At 37.9% G+C, this 17,994-nt stretch carries 14 protein-coding genes and 1 pseudogene; 7 read left to right on the top strand and 8 right to left on the bottom strand.

Annotation, left to right across the window (positions count from 1 at the left end):
• Positions 1–755: 755 nt before the first annotated feature.
• Positions 756–905, top strand: a pseudogene (locus D8M04_RS17250) (DUF1259 domain-containing protein); the annotation flags it as partial.
• A 68-nt stretch (positions 906–973) separates the two neighbouring features.
• Here D8M04_RS17250 and D8M04_RS17245 read toward each other — a convergent pair.
• Positions 974–1,714, bottom strand: a complete 741-nt coding sequence (locus tag D8M04_RS17245) for a DUF421 domain-containing protein (protein ID WP_246001323.1) — start codon at positions 1,712–1,714, stop codon at positions 974–976.
• Positions 1,715–1,969: 255 nt separating this feature from the next.
• Between D8M04_RS17245 and D8M04_RS17240 the strand changes: the two genes are divergently transcribed.
• Positions 1,970–2,668, top strand: coding sequence for a class I SAM-dependent methyltransferase (locus tag D8M04_RS17240; RefSeq protein ID WP_187695464.1), 699 nt, complete (start codon positions 1,970–1,972; stop codon positions 2,666–2,668).
• Positions 2,669–2,866: 198 nt separating this feature from the next.
• Here the strand turns inward: D8M04_RS17240 and D8M04_RS17235 are convergent, their stop codons facing one another.
• The gene (locus tag D8M04_RS17235; RefSeq protein ID WP_121524651.1) at positions 2,867–3,172 is read right to left on the bottom strand and encodes a hypothetical protein; all 306 of its coding nucleotides are present in this window, start codon (positions 3,170–3,172) and stop codon (positions 2,867–2,869) included.
• A gap of 324 nt (positions 3,173–3,496) precedes the next feature.
• Between D8M04_RS17235 and D8M04_RS17230 the strand changes: the two genes are divergently transcribed.
• From D8M04_RS17230 to D8M04_RS17220, 3 genes are all read left to right on the top strand, one after another.
• Positions 3,497–4,492: a TAXI family TRAP transporter solute-binding subunit gene (locus D8M04_RS17230; RefSeq protein ID WP_121524650.1), complete on the top strand. Its 996-nt coding sequence runs from the start codon at positions 3,497–3,499 to the stop codon at positions 4,490–4,492.
• A gap of 148 nt (positions 4,493–4,640) precedes the next feature.
• Positions 4,641–5,165 (top strand): DUF1850 domain-containing protein, encoded by a 525-nt coding sequence (locus D8M04_RS17225; RefSeq protein ID WP_121524649.1) that lies wholly within the window; start codon positions 4,641–4,643, stop codon positions 5,163–5,165.
• On the top strand, positions 5,158–7,161 hold the full coding sequence (locus D8M04_RS17220; protein WP_121524648.1) for a TRAP transporter permease: 2,004 nt from the start codon (positions 5,158–5,160) through the stop codon (positions 7,159–7,161). The genes D8M04_RS17225 and D8M04_RS17220 overlap by 8 nt, the downstream gene beginning before the upstream one ends.
• 154 nt (positions 7,162–7,315) lie before the next feature.
• Here the strand turns inward: D8M04_RS17220 and D8M04_RS17215 are convergent, their stop codons facing one another.
• Both D8M04_RS17215 and D8M04_RS17210 read right to left on the bottom strand, forming a co-directional pair.
• Positions 7,316–7,618: a hypothetical protein gene (locus D8M04_RS17215; protein WP_147436826.1), complete on the bottom strand. Its 303-nt coding sequence runs from the start codon at positions 7,616–7,618 to the stop codon at positions 7,316–7,318.
• 2 nt (positions 7,619–7,620) lie between these two features.
• Positions 7,621–7,845 (bottom strand): helix-turn-helix transcriptional regulator, encoded by a 225-nt coding sequence (locus D8M04_RS17210; protein ID WP_425464034.1) that lies wholly within the window; start codon positions 7,843–7,845, stop codon positions 7,621–7,623.
• Positions 7,846–8,321: 476 nt separating this feature from the next.
• Here D8M04_RS17210 and D8M04_RS17205 point away from each other — a divergent pair, with 476 nt between their 5' ends.
• Together D8M04_RS17205 and D8M04_RS17200 are read left to right on the top strand one after the other, a co-directional pair.
• Complete coding sequence (locus D8M04_RS17205) at positions 8,322–9,344, top strand: type I phosphomannose isomerase catalytic subunit (protein ID WP_121524646.1); 1,023 nt, start codon at positions 8,322–8,324, stop codon at positions 9,342–9,344.
• A gap of 24 nt (positions 9,345–9,368) precedes the next feature.
• Positions 9,369–10,898, top strand: coding sequence for a sodium:solute symporter family protein (locus tag D8M04_RS17200; RefSeq protein ID WP_121524645.1), 1,530 nt, complete (start codon positions 9,369–9,371; stop codon positions 10,896–10,898).
• A gap of 267 nt (positions 10,899–11,165) precedes the next feature.
• Here the strand turns inward: D8M04_RS17200 and D8M04_RS17195 are convergent, their stop codons facing one another.
• The 4 genes from D8M04_RS17195 to D8M04_RS17180 form a co-directional block, all read right to left on the bottom strand.
• Entirely contained in the window at positions 11,166–12,095 is a 930-nt protein-coding gene (locus D8M04_RS17195; protein WP_121524644.1) for an alpha/beta fold hydrolase, read from the bottom strand.
• 337 nt (positions 12,096–12,432) lie between these two features.
• A complete protein-coding gene (locus D8M04_RS17190; RefSeq protein WP_121524643.1) occupies positions 12,433–14,157 on the bottom strand; it encodes an L-lactate permease in 1,725 nt (574 codons plus the stop codon).
• A gap of 306 nt (positions 14,158–14,463) precedes the next feature.
• Positions 14,464–16,806: a purple acid phosphatase family protein gene (locus D8M04_RS17185; RefSeq protein WP_246001321.1), complete on the bottom strand. Its 2,343-nt coding sequence runs from the start codon at positions 16,804–16,806 to the stop codon at positions 14,464–14,466.
• Positions 16,807–16,993: 187 nt separating this feature from the next.
• Positions 16,994–17,956: a helix-turn-helix transcriptional regulator gene (locus D8M04_RS17180; protein ID WP_121524642.1), complete on the bottom strand. Its 963-nt coding sequence runs from the start codon at positions 17,954–17,956 to the stop codon at positions 16,994–16,996.
• Positions 17,957–17,994: the final 38 nt, after the last annotated feature.

Below are 17,994 nucleotides of genomic sequence, written 5' to 3'. Positions count from 1 at the left end.
CCAATCAATTCTATGTCTTAGCTTTTAGAAGTGTTACCTTCTATTTAAAAGAAAAAACGAGTTTTCTTTTTGTCCTAACATACTGGTTGTTTTGTTCAGTTTTCAAAGAGCAAATTTTGTTCGAACTGTTTCGCAACAGCAACTCTATTAATATATCATATCGCGATATTCTTTGTCAACATTTATTTTTAAATGTTTGAAGAAGTATTTTCGCGACGGAATTACATTGTATAACTTCTAAAAAGAAAAGTCAACAAGTTTTTTTCTGTGTTTTGAAGTAGTTTCTCTACTAATTGTTACTATTAGAAATTACTTCTTTTTTAACAGCAAAATGAATTCTACTATTAATTTAAGAAGATGTCAATATAAATCTTGTTTTAATTTAAACATCATTAATGCTGATCTGCGAATTCTTATATATTTATTATAAGAATCCCTTTATATACTTTGCTTGTCAGTTTATAGGACCTCCTGGAAATTAAGCTGCCAATAATAAAGTTTATTAGTTCAAAATGCATTTGTTCAACTATCTTTTAATCTATTTTATTTAAGAGGTACAATGGGGAAGTAAAATGCTTAATCAAGAATAAGTAATAGAATTCAATGTACTGCCTGTCCATCCATTATGGAGGTGTATGACACAGTACAGAACCAGGTGATTATTATGTCGGCGGCGTCTACTATTAGTAAATATTGAAGCCCAGCTAGAATACGAAGGAAATGCTTTAAATCTTGGTGAAAAAGCGGTACTCGAAGCACTTCATAATCATTGGCTTTACACAAAGCCAAACATTTTGTACATTCACTTTCAATCTGTTGAACCCCCATTACATTTTGCTCGTAAGGTGGCAGAAGCTTTTCAAGTTTTAGATGATGTAAATTCTTGGACTTGTTACAGTAATTGAAAGAAGGCATTAAAATTGATTTTCCTCTTATTTTACCAGGTGGTTTTTCGCCGCTACAGCATCATTCATTATTCTTTATCAATTGGGGAATGAATATAATCTTTAAATGTATCCACATACATTTTGCCGTTAGCAGCGAGTACCGCGTAAACAACATCATACTTTGTCAAATTGCGTTTTCTCAACTCTAATTCCAACCACGAAGTCGTTAATCCATTTTGTTCTAAGTTTTCTTTTATTATTTCTCTATCCATAATAAGTTCAATAGGCATCTTCTTTTCTGGCATTACCGTTATCTTCAGATCTTGTCTTATTACATTTCTAAATTGTGGCTTTTTTAATACTGTGAGCGTGCCATTTGTTTCGAGTATCGCAAAGAGTACTTCCTCGATATTAAAAACATCTTTTTCCCTTAGTTGTTGATTTAAATAATCCAATGTATAACGCATTTTCCCCATATTTTCTTCTAATATTTTTCCATTTTGAATCACAACTGTTGGATCTCCGGCTAGAAACCTTCTTCCTCTTCTGCTTTTTAACGAAATATATTCAGTAAGAAAAATAATGGCTACATAAATTATAAGAGCAATAACGGTAAGATGTAACTTTATCGTGGTATTAAAGGCCAAATTTGCTGCAATCGCCCCTAATGTAATGGCCGCAACAAAATCAAACATGGTCATTTTCGATATCGTTTGCTTACCTAATATTTTTGCCCCAATTAATAATACACTGAATGAAATAATAGATCTCAACGCCACTTCGATATAGTCAGGCAATCTTCCCACCCCGATTTTTTTATTAGTCATATGATAGCCTGTTTTTACTTTTTTATTTCTCGTTTAAAGTAATAACTGATTTATTGTATCGATGCTTGCCTTTGCTAGTTTTATTCGATCCATGTTTTAATAAGTAACATTTCAAACTTAGTGTCAGGAACATTTTTCTTACCTTAACTTTGAAGAAAGCAGTTAGGGTTCTGTGCTTGGAAAGAACCATCTTAATTTTATCTTCATACTATATGATTAACATAAATGGAGTAGGTGATTCTCATTGGGGCTTCTATGTATTTAGATTTTTTGTCCAAATTTGGTGTGAGTGGTGCACATCCTGGCGGTATGAACTTAACAAAAGAAATATTTAAGAAAGAAAAGATTAACAGACACTCCCACATATTAGATGTAGGGTGTGGTACCGGGCTTACCGCCGCCTATCTAGGGGATCATTACGGGGCGAAAGTAACAGGGTTAGATATCAGCCCTATTATGATTGAAAAAGCTAAAAATAGAATGTTAAAACACCAATTACCCGTAGAAATTATTCAGGGCTCAATAGAAAAATGTCCTTTAGAAGACAGTAAGTATGACTTCATTATTTCCGAATCTGTTCTCTCTTTTGTCAACAAGCCTAAAGCACTAAAGGAAATATTCCGCTTATTAAAGCATGACGGTCGGTTTATTGCTAATGAATTAACTGTTAATAGGAAGCTCGATTCGAATTCACAAGAGGAAATTAAACAATTTTATGGATTAGATTCGATCCTCATGGAAAAGGACTGGATTAATTTATTTGAACAGGCCAATTTTAAAGATATAGAAACTCTTATCATAGAACCATCTATCCATCAAAATCATTCCATGCCTGAATTTGAGTATCCAGAGTCTATTGAGCCTGAACTTTATCAGGTGATATTTCAGCATTTTAATTTGACACTAAAATATGAGGGCGCTTTGGACTATAGAGTATTTTCATGTACGAAATAGCTATTTAGAAACTCTTTATTGAAATGATTTATAAGATTAACGGTATGGCACTATCCAAGAGCAAATAAAAGGGGCTTGTAGCGACATTACCGCTGCGAGCCTCTTTTTGGCAGATAAGGATAACAAAGTTCTGCCTAATATGAACTAAGGCTGTCACTTAAAGGTTTAGCAACAGCCTCGTTTCCTCATGTTGAAAATTTAGATAAAGAAGGGGAAAAATGGTCCGAATCTTCTTATCCCAAAGAACGGGAATCCAAACAACCCAAATGGCCCAAAGAAAGGGAAAAGTCTATTTTCACCACTGGTTTCATCTGTACGATGATGGTCTCTAGGCATAAGGAGATACATTTTCTCCCCGTCATAGCTATGAAGTATGCCCTGGTAAATAGATCCATCATTCAATTCAACTTGAACAAAATGATACAAGTGTTTTCTGCACTTTTCATGATGATCCGCTTTATCTCTTTCGGGATATGCAGCATTCTGATTAAAATATGGTTGCATAGGATAACCTCCTTAAATTCGCTTTCTTTACAAACTATTCTTAGACTAGGCTTTTGGTTACCTAAAACTCGTAATATCGCACGTGTTATGGCGATGCCACCGTAACATTGTGGCTTAGTAAAAATATAAAATTAAAGAAGCATACCCTACTTGAGCGAGAGCCCTAACGCAATAATGCTCTCGAGAATACGCTTCCTGGAATAAATTACATTATATTTGTAATCATATGATAATTAATAAAACAAATATTATATAGAATAGTTTGACAATACGTTGGGATTAACTGTAAAATATGATTACCAATGGTTAAAAGGGGGAGTTTGTATGAAAAAGAGAAGTCCGATTCTTTTAGTTGCAATCTTATTAATTGTTGCTTTATTTTTAGTTGCCTGTGGAAGTGGAGATGATGCATCAGGTGATGGAGGTTCAACTGACGGCGAGGGAGAAAACCCTAAATTCTTAAGTATGTTAACTGGTGGAACAAGTGGTACATATTATCCTCTAGGCGGAGAAATGGCTAAAATCATTTCAGATGAAACTGGAATTCAGACAGATGCCGTATCTTCTAATGCTTCAGCGGATAATATTATCGCTTTGCAGGAGGAAGAAGCAGAAATTGCTTTTGTCCAAACCGACGTAGTTGCTAATGCTATTGAAGGCACAAATTCCTTCGAAGGTAATCCGGTCGATAATGTACTTGCACTCGGGTCACTTTATCCAGAGACCGTTCAAATCGTAACAAAAGCGGATTCTGGTATTGCTTCTGTAGAAGATCTAGCTGGGAAAACAGTATCAGTTGGTGCACCTGGTTCAGGAACTTATGTTAATGCCGAACAAATTCTTGAACTCCATGGGATGACAATGGATGACGTTGACGCACAGAATCTTGACTTTGGTGAATCTACAGGTGGAATTCAAGATGGAAATATTGATGCTGCCTTTATAACGGCTGGTACTCCTACAGGTGCCGTAGAGGGCTTGTCTGCAACGACAGGAGTTACGATTGTTCCCATTGAACAAGGGAAAATCGACGAACTTATAGAAAAATATCCATACTATGCAGCTGATACTGTAACGGCTGGAACGTATGGACTGGAAGAGGATGTCACTACAGTCGCAGTTCTTGCGATGTTAGCGGTATCTGACAATCTTTCAGAAGATGTTGTTTATGATATTACGAAGGCCCTTTATGATAATGTAGATAGCATTTCGCATGCAAAAGCAGAATTTATTTCAGTAGAGGCTGCAGTGGAGGGGATTAGCATTGACTTCCATCCTGGAGCACAAAAGTATTTTGAAGAACAGGGTGTCTTAGAATAAAGGGAAACTTCACTCAGGGGGGCTTACAGCCAGTTAACCTGCGATAAAATCTCTCACCTGGTTAATAAAAGGCCGGTTGTTAAACCTATGTTTTAGGTGATGCTCCCGGCCTATACATTTTTAATATTGTTTTATAAGGAAGAGAAAAATGACATTACAACGGAAGCAAATCATCCTCGTTTCAGCTGTTGCAATAGCAGCACTTATATTACTCGTCCCTATTCGAACATCTTTAGTTTTTTATAAAGAAAATACAAATCAGATAGAAGCATACCTGCCAGTAAGTAAAGGAGACAGATTTCAGTTGATATTTACTCATTCCATCCACCTTACTGATGTGGTAGAGAAATATATCATAACCGATGATCTACAAATTAAGCAGAATGAAATAATCTATGAAGAATTCGGGATAGGGATGCCATCCAATGCGTTAGCAGGTGAAGAATTTGAATATGTGGATGGGAAATACCACATAAAAGGTCTTGATAACATCTTTCCATCCATGAACATTCGAAATGGAAAAACGGTATCAGAGAATCGCCTTGTATGGGGGGAGAACCAGGAGAATTTAGTTTGGTTCAATGAATATTTTAACCCAGGAGCATGGTTTACAGTTAAGGTTGAGAATTTAACGTTATGGCAAACAATGAAGGGAGCGAGAATTCATGACTGAAAAATTAGATAAGGATCAGTTGTCAGCAGAAGAACAGGACGCCATCATGCAAAAATATGACGCTGAGGCAAGGACGCGAAATTTAACAGGTAAGATTGGAATGACTGTATTTGTTATTATGCTTGCTTTTTCACTCTTTCAAATCTATACAGGAGCTTTTGGTCAATATACGGCATATATCCAGAGAACCGTTCACTTAGGATTTGCATTAGTGCTTATCTTCTTATTATTCCCTGCTAGGAAAAAAGGGAATAATCGAAAAATCGCTTGGTATGATTGTCTGCTAGTTTCGCTTTCCATTCTTGTCTGTGGTTACTGGCCATTATTTTATGATACGTTAGTGCAGCAAATTGGTGGAATTAGCGGCGCTCAGTTGATTATTGGGGGGTTGGCAATCCTGCTAGTTTTAGAGGCGTCAAGGCGAGCGGTGGGTTTGCCAATTACAATTATTGCCGTAGCGTTTATGCTATATGCTCTATTCGGACAATATATGCCAGGAATGCTAGCACACAGAGGGCTTAGTTTGGAGCAATTAATTGATTCGATGTTCTTTACAACAGAAGGTATATTGGGCACACCATTACAGGTTTCCTCTACTTATATCTTTTTATTTCTATTATTTGGTGCCTTTCTCGTTCAAACAGGGGTAGGAAACTATTTTAACGATTTGGCTATTGCGATTGCAGGTAGACGTATCGGTGGTCCAGCTAAAGTTGCGATTTTTTCCAGTGCGCTTGAAGGGACTATCTCTGGGAGTTCAGTGGCCAATGTGGTACAGTCGGGTTCCTATACGATTCCAATGATGAAGCGGCTTGGTTATCATAAAAACTTTGCAGGGGCGGTAGAAGCGGCCGCGTCAACCGGTGGACAAATCATGCCACCTGTTATGGGAGCGGCAGCATTTCTAATGGTTGAATTTGCCGGAGTTCCTTATTGGGAAATTGCAAAAGCCGCTGTCATACCAGCAATACTATACTTCACTGGTATATGGATAATGACACATTTTGAAGCGAAGAGGTTAGGTTTATTAGGATTGCCAAAGGAAGACATACCGTCTAAAAGAGAAGTAGCTAAGAAACTATATCTCTTGTCTCCAATATTAGCCATTATTATCTTTCTCTCATTAGGCTTCAGTATTGAAAGGGCTGCACTTTATGGGATTTTATTTACAATCATCGTAAGCCTTTTCAGAAAGGATACGCGAATCACACCTGGCAAGTTCCTTTTTGCCTTAACGGAAGGAGCGCGGGCTGCATTAGGGGTCGCAGCAGCAACTGCATGTGCCGGGATTATTGTAGGTGTTGTTACCAAAACAGGATTAGGCTTAAAACTGGGAAATGGGCTTGTAGATTTAGCAGCGACCATAGCGAGCTCAGCTGAGATTCAGTTAATGCTGACACTATTCTTTACCATGGTTACGTCGATTATTTTGGGAATGGGATCCCCTACCACGGCTAACTATATAATTACCTCTACCATTGCTTTACCGGCTATTTTAGCTCTAAATGATCAGCTGGAGGTAGCTATTCCAGTACTGGCGGGACATATGTTTGTCTTCTACTTTGGTATTGTAGCAGACATCACACCACCAGTAGCGTTAGCGGCCTTTGCTGCAACCGGGATATCTGGAGGGGAGCCGATTAGGACAGGAGTGAATGCAACCAAGCTAGCCGTTGCAGCGTTTATCATCCCGTACATGTTTGTAATGCAACCACAATTATTAATGATTGATACCACCTTCCTGGAAGTATCATGGATTCTCATTACCGCCATTACCGGTATGGTAGCAATAGGCGCAGGTTTGATTGGTTACTGGTACAGAAGGATTAACTGGATAGAAAGGATTATAGCTGTTATCGCAGGACTTCTCTTAATCTACCCAGAAGGTTTTTCAGATTTAATCGGATTGGCTGCGTTTATCGCCATGGTAGCATGGCAGTTTATTAACAAACGGGATAACAATTCAAAAGGGGAATTGCAAAAAGCCAGTGGTTAACATAGCTTAAAGGTGCTCAAGAACTTCCTTGGGCGCCTTAAATATTTTATGGATGCGAAAAGCAAGTGGTATCCCAAATGAAACAAATTAAAAAGTAATGGAAGAACCTTGTATCAGATCAATCTGCCAATCCAGCAAGTATCCATTCTCTCATCTAATAATTTCTTTTTAATACCATAAGATTAATAGCATGGAAAATAAAAAGTCCGGTTAATAAAAACCAAATAAGCAGCTTATAAGTTTCATAACTTATTGGCTGTATATAATCATTTATTAGTTCAATGCTAAACCAGCCTAACGGTAAAAGGGGAAAGATAATGCCATAGGATTTGTTGGCAATTGCTCTTCCTCGCTCATCTTTACCTTCTCTTCCCCATTCAAAACGCAGCGAGATGAACATTGCTCCGAAAAAAATAAGAACATAAAGCACTCGCAATATAGCAATGAATACATCCAATATCATTCGTCCTCCCTTTCGTATTGAAAAACATCATTTATATCCACTCCAAAAAAGACCGCCAAATCAAATGCTAATTTTAATGATGGATTATATCTATTCTTTTCCAATGAAATAATCGTTTGCCGGCTTACACCAACTCCATCAGCTACATCCTTTTGCGATAAATGGCGTTCGGCCCGAAGAACTATAATTCTGTTTTTAATTACTCTATTATGCAGTGGCACCTTTACCAGCTCCTCAATATAAAATGTAAAATATTTTATACATTAGGTAAAATATTTCATACTAAATGTCAAATTTACCTTACTATTTTACTACGGATATATCGGAATGAATTCCCGGATTGGGTAAAGGAAAATCTCAACAACTCGAAAAGCCCTTTTTTTTCGTATACTCTCAAAAAAGTGCTTGAACATTTAAGCGCTTACAAATATAATAGTATTTGAACATTAGTTTGTTTGGCAAATCAATTAAGAAGCTGAAACAAATTAGCAGGAAAACAAAATTCAATATATCCTGTATATTCCTTTAAACTATAGTTATCCGACTATCTGTAAGCGCTCTTTTATTGATTTGCTAAATACTCAGCAATTGGGGGGATGAGTTTGGGGTAAATGGGACTAAAATTCATGCAGCTTCACCTATTAAACTATCATCAACCAGAGTTTGGCGTACTTACTTAGGGGGAAAATTAATCGACATGTTGCAAGGGGCAGAGCAACCTGAAGATAATCATTTTCCTGAAGACTGGATCATGTCCGTCGTTTCCGCTCGAAATACTGGAAGGGAACATATTCGGGATGAGGGGCTTAGCAAGATAGAAACATCTCAGCAAGATATCTATCTAAAAGATTTATTAGAGCATAATCCTATAGATTTTCTGGGAAGAAGTCATATAGAAAAATACAGCAATCACACAGGGGTGCTTGTTAAAGTAATTGATGCTGCAGAACGGTTAACCGTTCAGGTACATCCTGACCGGGTCAAAGCAAAGGAATTATTTAATTCCAGCTTTGGAAAGACAGAGTGTTGGCATATCCTTGGGGGCAGGGAAGTGAACGGAGAAATGCCACATGTCTATCTTGGATTTAAACCTGGTGTTACAAGAGAACAATGGACAAGGCTCTTTGAGGAGCAAGATATTAATGGAATGTTAGATTGTCTTCATAAATATGAGGTGAAACAAGGAGATACTTTCTTAATTGAAGGTGGCACTCCTCATGCAATTGGGGCAGGTTGCTTGTTAGTGGAGATCCAAGAACCAACAGACTATACGATTCGCATAGAAAAAACATCTCCATCTGGCTTGGTAATAGATGACTATATGTGTCATCAAGGACTTGGCTTTGAGAAGATGTTTGAATGTTTCCACTACCATAGCTATACGCGGGAAGAAACGCTCAGAAAATGGAAAATTCTATCTAAGATAATAAATGAATCTGAATCCTCTATGGAAGAAGTGTTAATCGATTATAAGGATACACCGTATTTTCGAATGACGGTGGTTGAAGTGGAAAAAGAACTGGAAATCACAGGAAACGGAGTATTCTCCGGGTTATACATCATCTCTGGGGCAGCAGACATTACAGCAGGTAGTACGAACCTGTCAGGTACTGTGGGGGACCAATTTTTCATACCTGCAAAAGCAGCAAAATATAGAATACAGAATAAGGGTAATGAACCATTTCGAGCTTTAAGACTGTTTGGTCCTAAAGTGAGTTAAAAATGGAAGAATGGGGAGATTAAAATGCATACACTTGACTGGGTAGTTGTAGGGCTTTTCTTCTTAGTCATGATTGGGATCGGTATTTATAGTTATAAGAAAAATCATAGCTCAGATGACTTCTTTGTTGGGGGCGGAAAAGTGCCTTGGTGGCTTTCTGGGGTATCTCACCACGTATCTGGTCACAGTGGGGTAGTATTTGTAGCTTACGCTGGGATTGCTTATACGTATGGGATCACGATTTACTTCTGGTGGGCGGTTGCAATCGGGCTTGCATTATTAGTAACAGCAAAATGGGTTGCACCAAGATGGCCAAGGCTTCGTGAGAAATTAGGGATTCAATCACCAACTGAATATATGGCAATTCGATTTGGACTCCCTGCACAACAAGTGACAGCTTGGACCGGGGTTCTAATTAAACTGCTCGATATTGGTGCAAAGTGGGCTTCCATGGGTATCTTATTAAGCGGTTTCACAGGACTGCCAATTTGGACTGGAATCATCTTATCCGGTATCGTATCACTTATTTATGTCGCGATTGGCGGATTATGGGCAGACTTAGTAACAGACTTTGTTCAATTTCTCGTGCAATTAATTGCTGGTATCGTTATTTTTGTTGGGGTATTCAGCTATCTTGGCGGACCAAGCTCTTTAATTACGATGTGGGGTGACTTGCCTGACGGACATGCCAGTCCATTTAATGGCTCTTATACACCACTATGGATTTTCCTATTTATCATTGTTAAATTCTTTGATTACAGTGGAGGTAACTGGAACTTAGCAGCAAGATTTATTTCGACTCCAAACGGAGAAGATGCGAAAAAGGCAGCTAGGTTATCTGCGGTACTGTATTTTGTCTGGCCATTATTAATTTTCTTACCAATGGTAGCAGCACCGTTAATCTTCCCTGATTTAACCGATCCTGCACAGCAATTGTATCCAATGCTGACGACTACCTTTATGCCTGCAGGTTTAGTTGGACTCGTATTAGCAGCATTATTTGCAAGTACGATGGGTATGACTGTATCAGATATTAACGCATTGACAGCAGTAGTGCAAAGAGATATTTTACCTGTCATGAATAAGAAATTTAAAGATATTAAAAATGATACAGGAAGACAATCTTTGATTATTGCGAGATTACTCACCATTTTATTTACAATCTTAACGATTACTGTAGGGCTAAATCAAGAACAGTTCGGTGGAGTCATCGGTCTTATTATCACATGGTTCTCCGCGTTAGTCGGACCAATGGCAGTACCTTTAATCTTCGGTCAATTCTCTAAGTTTAAATACAGTAACGGACCAGTAGCCATTATTTCTATCTTAAGTGGGGTAGCGGGATTTGCAGTTACACAGTTAACTAATATTATTCCAGCTGATATCGCAACCGCCTTCCCGCTTCTAGTCACACTAGCTGTCTTCTTCTTAGGAGGCTATATTAATAAGAAAAGAGGACTTGAGGTATCTCCAGAAATCGATGAATTGCTGGATTACTTAAAAGATGGGAAAGATCATACAGTGACAGAAGGAAAGAAAACAGTGAACATGTAAAGGAATAGTGGAATCAGTAGGGGAGAATTCTCTGCTGATTCTTTTTTTAGCATTTTTATTGTTCACTTTTCCTTCATCTATCCAAGTCGTTCTTTTAAAAAATCAATCCATCATTTGAATTTATGAAGATGGATATAGTGAAGCACATTATTGTGATTCACTTCACATATAGTTATGTAATTATTTATAGGGGAAGAAAGCATTAGTTCAGCCCACTTTCCCCCGAAAAATTTTCAACTTTTCACTTTAAGACTTAACTCTTTGTCCCTACGCAATAACTCCATTTATAAAATTAATTATCCCCGCTTCGACCTCATCTCGAATATCTCTATAATTATGGATTTCGTGTCTGTATCCTGAGTATAATTTAGTTTCCACGTGATGACCTGTTTCAGCAAGCCAATTGGATACTGCATAGACGCCTTCTCCATATAATCCGACTGGATCCTCATCACCAGCAATGTTATAGATAGGAATGGAGGTAGGGATTTTCTCTGCCCATTCCGTACCAATAATTGTCTCCATCATTCGAACAAAGGAATATAAAGAACGAACGTTTGGCGTGGATGTGAAATTGTTGAAAGGGTCGTTTGCATGATCCGTGACAATATCTGGGTCACTGCTTATCCAGTCATTTGGACTATTTGGATTCTTAATACGTTCTGTCATCCAGCCAAATAATCGTCCTAGATACTCTTTATCAACAACCTCTCCATGTCCTTGATCGATACGTCCTTTCAAATCTTTTGAAATAACCGCTAAATTCGGGAAGATACCAGAAGTTCCACATAAAATCAGGCCTGAGAGACCTTCACCATATTTAGTAGCATAACCTCTCGCAATCATAGAACCCATACTATGTCCGAACATAAAATATGGAAGTCCTTCATATTGTTCTTGAACCAGTTCACGAAGCTTATGTTCGTCTTCTGCCATTGTCATATAATTCTTTTCGCCCCAATCACTCCAATTACCTGAATCATACGCAGTTTTCCCGTGACCAACATGGTCATCTGCCGCAACTACAAAACCTGCTTCATTGAGCGCAAGAATCATATGTAAATATCGACGTGAATGTTCACCAAAACCATGGACTACCTGAACAATCCCCCTAGGTTTACGAATTGGAGTGTAGATCCATGCCTTAATTGTATCTTTTTCATTAAAAGACTTAAATGAAACCTCTTGAAATGCCATGACACACAACCTCCTAATACTAAATATGATTAGTTGTTTAGATAGAATGACTATCTTTTATAAATATATGTATCTATTTTATGGAATTTATAAACTTATCAAAATAATACATTAGTTTGTAAACGCTGTCAAAAGGTTATTATTACTAAAGGTCCTTCTTAGGTGCATCTCAATCGACAAAACATAAAGCCACTCCTGCTTTCTACTGCTCACAATTTTTATGGTAGACATAATACCATAAATGACTGGATTATTTCTTTTTTATAAAAGGAAACAATTGAGCATAGCTCTTCTACCCAAAACAAAAAGAGAGGAATTTTATCCCCTCTTTATTTGTTTAATATGCTGGTATCATCCATGGGAAGACATACGCTTGCAGCATGACCAAGATACCCATTAAAGCGGCTAAAACTAAACTATGGAAAAAGACCGCCCGGAATATTGGTCCCACCGCATTTGCACCCTCATTTCGATCCTCATAACAGGCAGCTGTTGCTACGACTATACTTTGAGCGTCAATCATTTTACCCATAACTCCACCAGTTGAGTTGGATGCAGCAATTAACACCGGATCTAACCCTAATTGCTCTGCTGTAATTTTTTGCATGTTCCCAAATAGAGCATTCGAAGAGGTATCACTACCAGTCAGAAATACTCCAAGCCATCCAAGCATGGCAGCGAAGAAAGGATAGAAAACACCGGTTTTAGTAAATGCGAGACCTAGAATGGCATCCATCCCGGAATATCGCGTCGTATATCCTAGGCCTAATACTAATGCAATCGTAATTAACGGGGTTTTCATTCTTTGGGCCGTCCTTATGACAGACAATTTCCATTGTTCTTTGCTTAATCGGAGGAACAAGCCGCTTAATATAGCAGCAAAAAAGACACCTGTTCCGGCTGCGGAAAGCCAGTTCAATGCATAGACTGCTGCCTCTGGGACAGATTCATTAGCAAGTGGCGGGCCACGGAAAACCAACTGGTCCAAAAATGGGACAGGGATATTATATAATGACTTCAACCCAAAGAAATCCAATGAATTTAAGAATGCCTTCCACTGAGGCAGCCCCCACATAAATACGAAAAAGGTAAGGAATGCCCAAGGTGTCCAAGCTTTTATTACTTGACCGCGGTTATACTTAGATTCCTGCTTTTCCAGAGATTTTATTTCTTCTTCCTCACCCGGGAGATAGAACTTATTCTTAGGCTGCCAAACTTTAAGAAGTAAAATTAATGCGAGCATAGAGAAAAGACCAGCTACAATATCAACAAGCATCGGACCAATAAAATTAGAAACAGCAAATTGCGCAATCGCAAAGCTGGCCCCAGTTACCAATATCGCCGGCCAAATCTCGATTACTTGCTTCCACTTCCCTTTATGCATGAAAACCATTGTCGCAATCAGCCAAAATGGAACGAGAATAGAGAAAAAAGGCAGTTGACGTCCAGCCATTGCGGATAAAGCCATTTCGGGTAAACCTGTTACGTTGGCCAATGTAATAATCGGCGTTCCTACAGCTCCAAAAGCAACAGGAGCAGTATTCGCAATCAAACACAATACAGCCGCTGCCATTGGACGGAATCCCATTCCTACCATTAGTGCCCCAGCGATGGCTACTGGAGTACCGAAGCCTGCAGCTCCTTCAATAAAAGCGCCGAAAGCAAAAGCGATAAGAAGTGTTTGAATACGCCTGTCTGACGATAAAGATACAACGGAGAATTTTACAACATCAAATTGACCAGTCACCAATGTAATCGTATACAAAAACATCGCAGCAACAATAATCCAGCCTATTGGCATCAAACCAAAGAAAGATCCATAACCAAATGCAGCTAACGTGGATGATACAGGCATGCCGACAAGCCATATCGCCATCAAGATAGTGACTATCGCCGCAATAAGAGCAGCCTTTGGTGCAGCAATACCATGATGTCTTTTTCCCATTTTATCTTTGTGTGGATGTATTGCAAGGAAATACAGCAAAGTCAATATTGGTACTGCAGCTAACAGAGTAGAAAGAAAGGCATTACCCATTGGGTCATACAATTGATGAAACTCCATACTATCCCTCCTTATATTTTAATTACAATATATGGGGAGGATTTCCTAATTAGTACAGTCAGTCCAAATAAAGTTGTTGTTAATGGGAAGACCCTGAAAAATCCCGTTTCACAATGTAACCTTCACTGAAAAAATCTACTTCTGATACGGTTCCTTGTGAGGTACCTAAATGAGGAACACAAATAAGGAAAATAAATTTAGCTTTTCATAGGTACAGTTCGACTATATGTATAAAAAAGCTCTGTAGATTTCTCTACAGAGCTTTACAGAAAATCATTCGATCTCCATTTCTCGTAATATTCCACTCTACTTAATCTTAATTTCTTCTCCATTTGAATCATAAAACTTAATTTTAGAGAGGTTAACACCGTTTGGAATCGTCCATGATTTCACGGCCTCAGCGCCTCTAATTTCTTTGATTTTGTTCGTTTGAAGGCGGACTTTTTGAACATCTTCTCCACTTAAATCAATTACAGCATTATGTTCAGTTGGACTGATGATAACAGTTTTATTGCTTAATCCTGAGCCCTTTAATGTAAGGGATGATTTTACAAAGATCTCTTTAAAATTGGCTGCTTTTTCATCGATATTTACGGTTGTATACGGTTTGTCTATCATTAGTTTTTTCGATTTCGAGTCTTTAAGATTATAAGTTTTATTGTCTTCATCTTTTATGATCCCAAATGTATCGACCACAAATGGCTCTCCATTATTAATGTTTTGATCAATTTCATACGTGATGCCCGTTAACCTGTTTCCATCTACATTAAATTCAACAAAGTTCTGAACTTGACTTCTAACAGGACGAGAATCATTCGTTGGATCTGGCCCATATTTAGCAGCACTATGTTCATCCGCTACTTCAAATAAATCATAATAAGATGGATCAATTTCTTTATTTTTGTAGTATACTTTTGGACCAGCAGTATTCGGATTAACATAAATGGCTCCATCCGGATTTACGGAATACTCCACGTCCATTCCATTATAATCTTCTGTTACTTTATCTACCTCTACAGCATTGCCATGTTGAATTGGCTTCGTACGGGAATAAATATGGTCATGTCCCTGTAATACTAAATCAACACCAAGCTCATAAAGCATTGGAGGAATTTTCTCTCTCACACCATTTTCCCCCATGATATCGTTATCGGTTGCATGGTTGGAAGTGGTATATGGACCCTTATGAATATTAGCAATGATCCAGTCAATGTTTTCATTCTCCTGAGCAGCTTTTATATCCGCTTGTAACCATTCAATTTGTTCGGCTGAAAAGTTTCGGTATTCCTCGGAATCTTCATTCGTATTTAAAATAATGAAATGAGCATTTTCATAGTCATAAGAATAATAGGCACCTGTTTCTGTTGAAGAACCTTCTGGAGTTTCCACATTAAAATGTTCAATGAAGGAGTTCTTATCTTCATCATGGTTACCTGCTGAAGAAGCAAACGTTGTATTCATCAAGGTTTCTTTTGAATGATCAAGTACCCAGCCCCATTGATCTTCGATTGCACCTGTATCTACAATATCACCATTACCAAGAATAAATTCTGAGTCCTCTACCGTTTCACTAGCTTTTGCAAAAGTTTCAGAAGAGAGAATTGCCTCTTCTTCTGTCTTCGCTTGTGTATCCGTAAGGTTAATAAATGTAAATTCATCATCACCTTCCGCGGTTACAAATGAACCTACATCACTCCAAAGATCTAAAGAAGCATCACCAACTCTGTACAGATATTCTGTACCTGGTTTTAAACCAGTCGCTTCAGCCTTATGTACCACATATTCAGGAGCATTGGTTGATCTTTGATAATCTCCAGTAAACTTCATTGCATTTTCAAAGCTTGGCTCTCCAGAAGTTTTTTCAATTACTTGTAAGTCACTGCCAGCAGAGGCTTGTGATGTATACCAAGTAAATCCTTTTGAAGTCTTTGTATCTCCATGGAAGGAAACGACTACTCTGGAAACTTCACCAACCGGAACATCTGGATTTGGTATTGGCGTAGTTGTCCAATCAATAATCTCAGGTACTTCTGTTACTGCTTTGATGGACATTTCAAACCAAAGATCTGAGCTGTCTCCCCCATCCTGATGAACTTCCGCTGAAATAATGTTTTTTCCTTCTTTCAGCGCATCTGTTGGAATGTAGAATGTTTCTTCCTTCACTTTAAATTTCCCTGGTGTATCGTAAGTAACGTCAACATCTTCATCGATGCCTTTTCTAAATGCTTCTTCCCCATTAATATAAACGACTGCTGCATCATCTACATGAATGTAAACTTCCAGTCCTTCATAGCCTTCTAGCGATGGCGTATCTACTTCTGTTTTAAAGTAAGTTGTCATATGCTTGTTATTTTCATCATCACCGAAGCCTATTTCTGTACCTAATGGGATATTAGGATTCGTTTCTGAAACAGCATCACCATAACCTAATGGTGCTTTACCTGTTTTCCAGCTTGAATAATCATAATCATTATAAAGCCATTCTGTACCAAGGTCTGTTCCTTGATCTGAGTAACTCCATTCAGCATCATACGGCAAAATAACGCTATCCTTTGATTCTGCAGCTGCCATAAACGGAATATTGCTCAATACTAAACAAACAATAATAAGTAGAGCTGCTGCTTTTTTAAATCCTTTAATAAGATTCATATTATCCTCCCTGTTCACATTTATTTACACAATATTAATTATAGAGGAGGATAATATAAACTAGATTACAAGGCTGTAAATTATTGATAAATTTTAATAGGTTAATAGATATAGTTATAAATTGTTTATTCACTATACCAATATCAAGTTTAATCTCAAAATGCTTAGGGGTTTTAACTGTTATTACTTATGGGCAGTATAAGAGTAATCTATCTTGTATAAGTTCTTTAACTTCTTCCGGCATTTCCACGACCTTAATATCACTACCCAGGAAAAGCAGCCAATTAGTTATTTCGTTTAGTTCCTCTGAATGATTCACATTAATAAAAGTCTTTAAAGTGGCTGTCGCTTGGTAAGGATTAGTATAGGAAATAGAAACTTTTATAGGGTGGTATTTTTTAAACTGGGCAATCGCTTTTGGACCAAGTTGAAGGACAAGGTTGATTTTTTCTTCCTGGTTATGTAGTTTTTCTAAAATCTTTTTCCTGCTCAATCTTTTTTTCACCTGGTAGGGTTTGACATTGGTGAGATGGTCAACAGGAATTATTCGCTTCCTTTCTTCCTTTATATCAAAGCCCTCAATCAGCCATGTGCTTTTTTTATGATAAAGGTGCAAGAGATATATTGGATAAGACTTTACCATATTCTCTTCCTTTACTGTAATCCATAAGTAGCTATCCAAGAGAAGGATTCCAATGAGTTTTTCTAACATCGGGTCGGGTAAGTCTGACAAGTCCAGTAAGTCGGGATTATTAGGGTTGGTCCCTTCAAAAAGCAGAATTTGATTTAAATGAACGAGAGTCTCCTGCTGGTTCTCTGAGAGAAGCCCCAGTAATTTTTCAGCTAAGGACTGACGACTTTTTAAAAAAGGAAGTTGCTGATTTCTTGTGGCCATAAAAGCAATAAACAGCGCTTTGATTTCACTATCGGTAAAACGAACTGCTGGCAGGACAGAGTTGTTCATCACATAATAACCACCGTCCCTTCCCACTTCAGCGACAAGCGGCATTCCCATGGCCTCGATTTCTTTAATATCTCTAATAGCCGTCGAACGGGAGATGTTAAATTCTAGCATGATTTCAGAAATAGTAAATCGAGAGCGGTTATTAACATAGCGCATGATGGTATTAATTCGTTCAACCTTTTTCATCGGAATCTCCTAAACAGTATCATTTTTTGACATATTTT

Origin of the sequence: Oceanobacillus piezotolerans (assembly GCF_003665065.1) — a bacterium.
GTDB classification, from domain to species: Bacteria; Bacillota; Bacilli; order Bacillales; family Amphibacillaceae; genus Oceanobacillus; species Oceanobacillus piezotolerans.
Note: the sequence above shows the minus strand (reverse complement) of the source record. Positions and strands in the feature narration are given on the sequence as shown.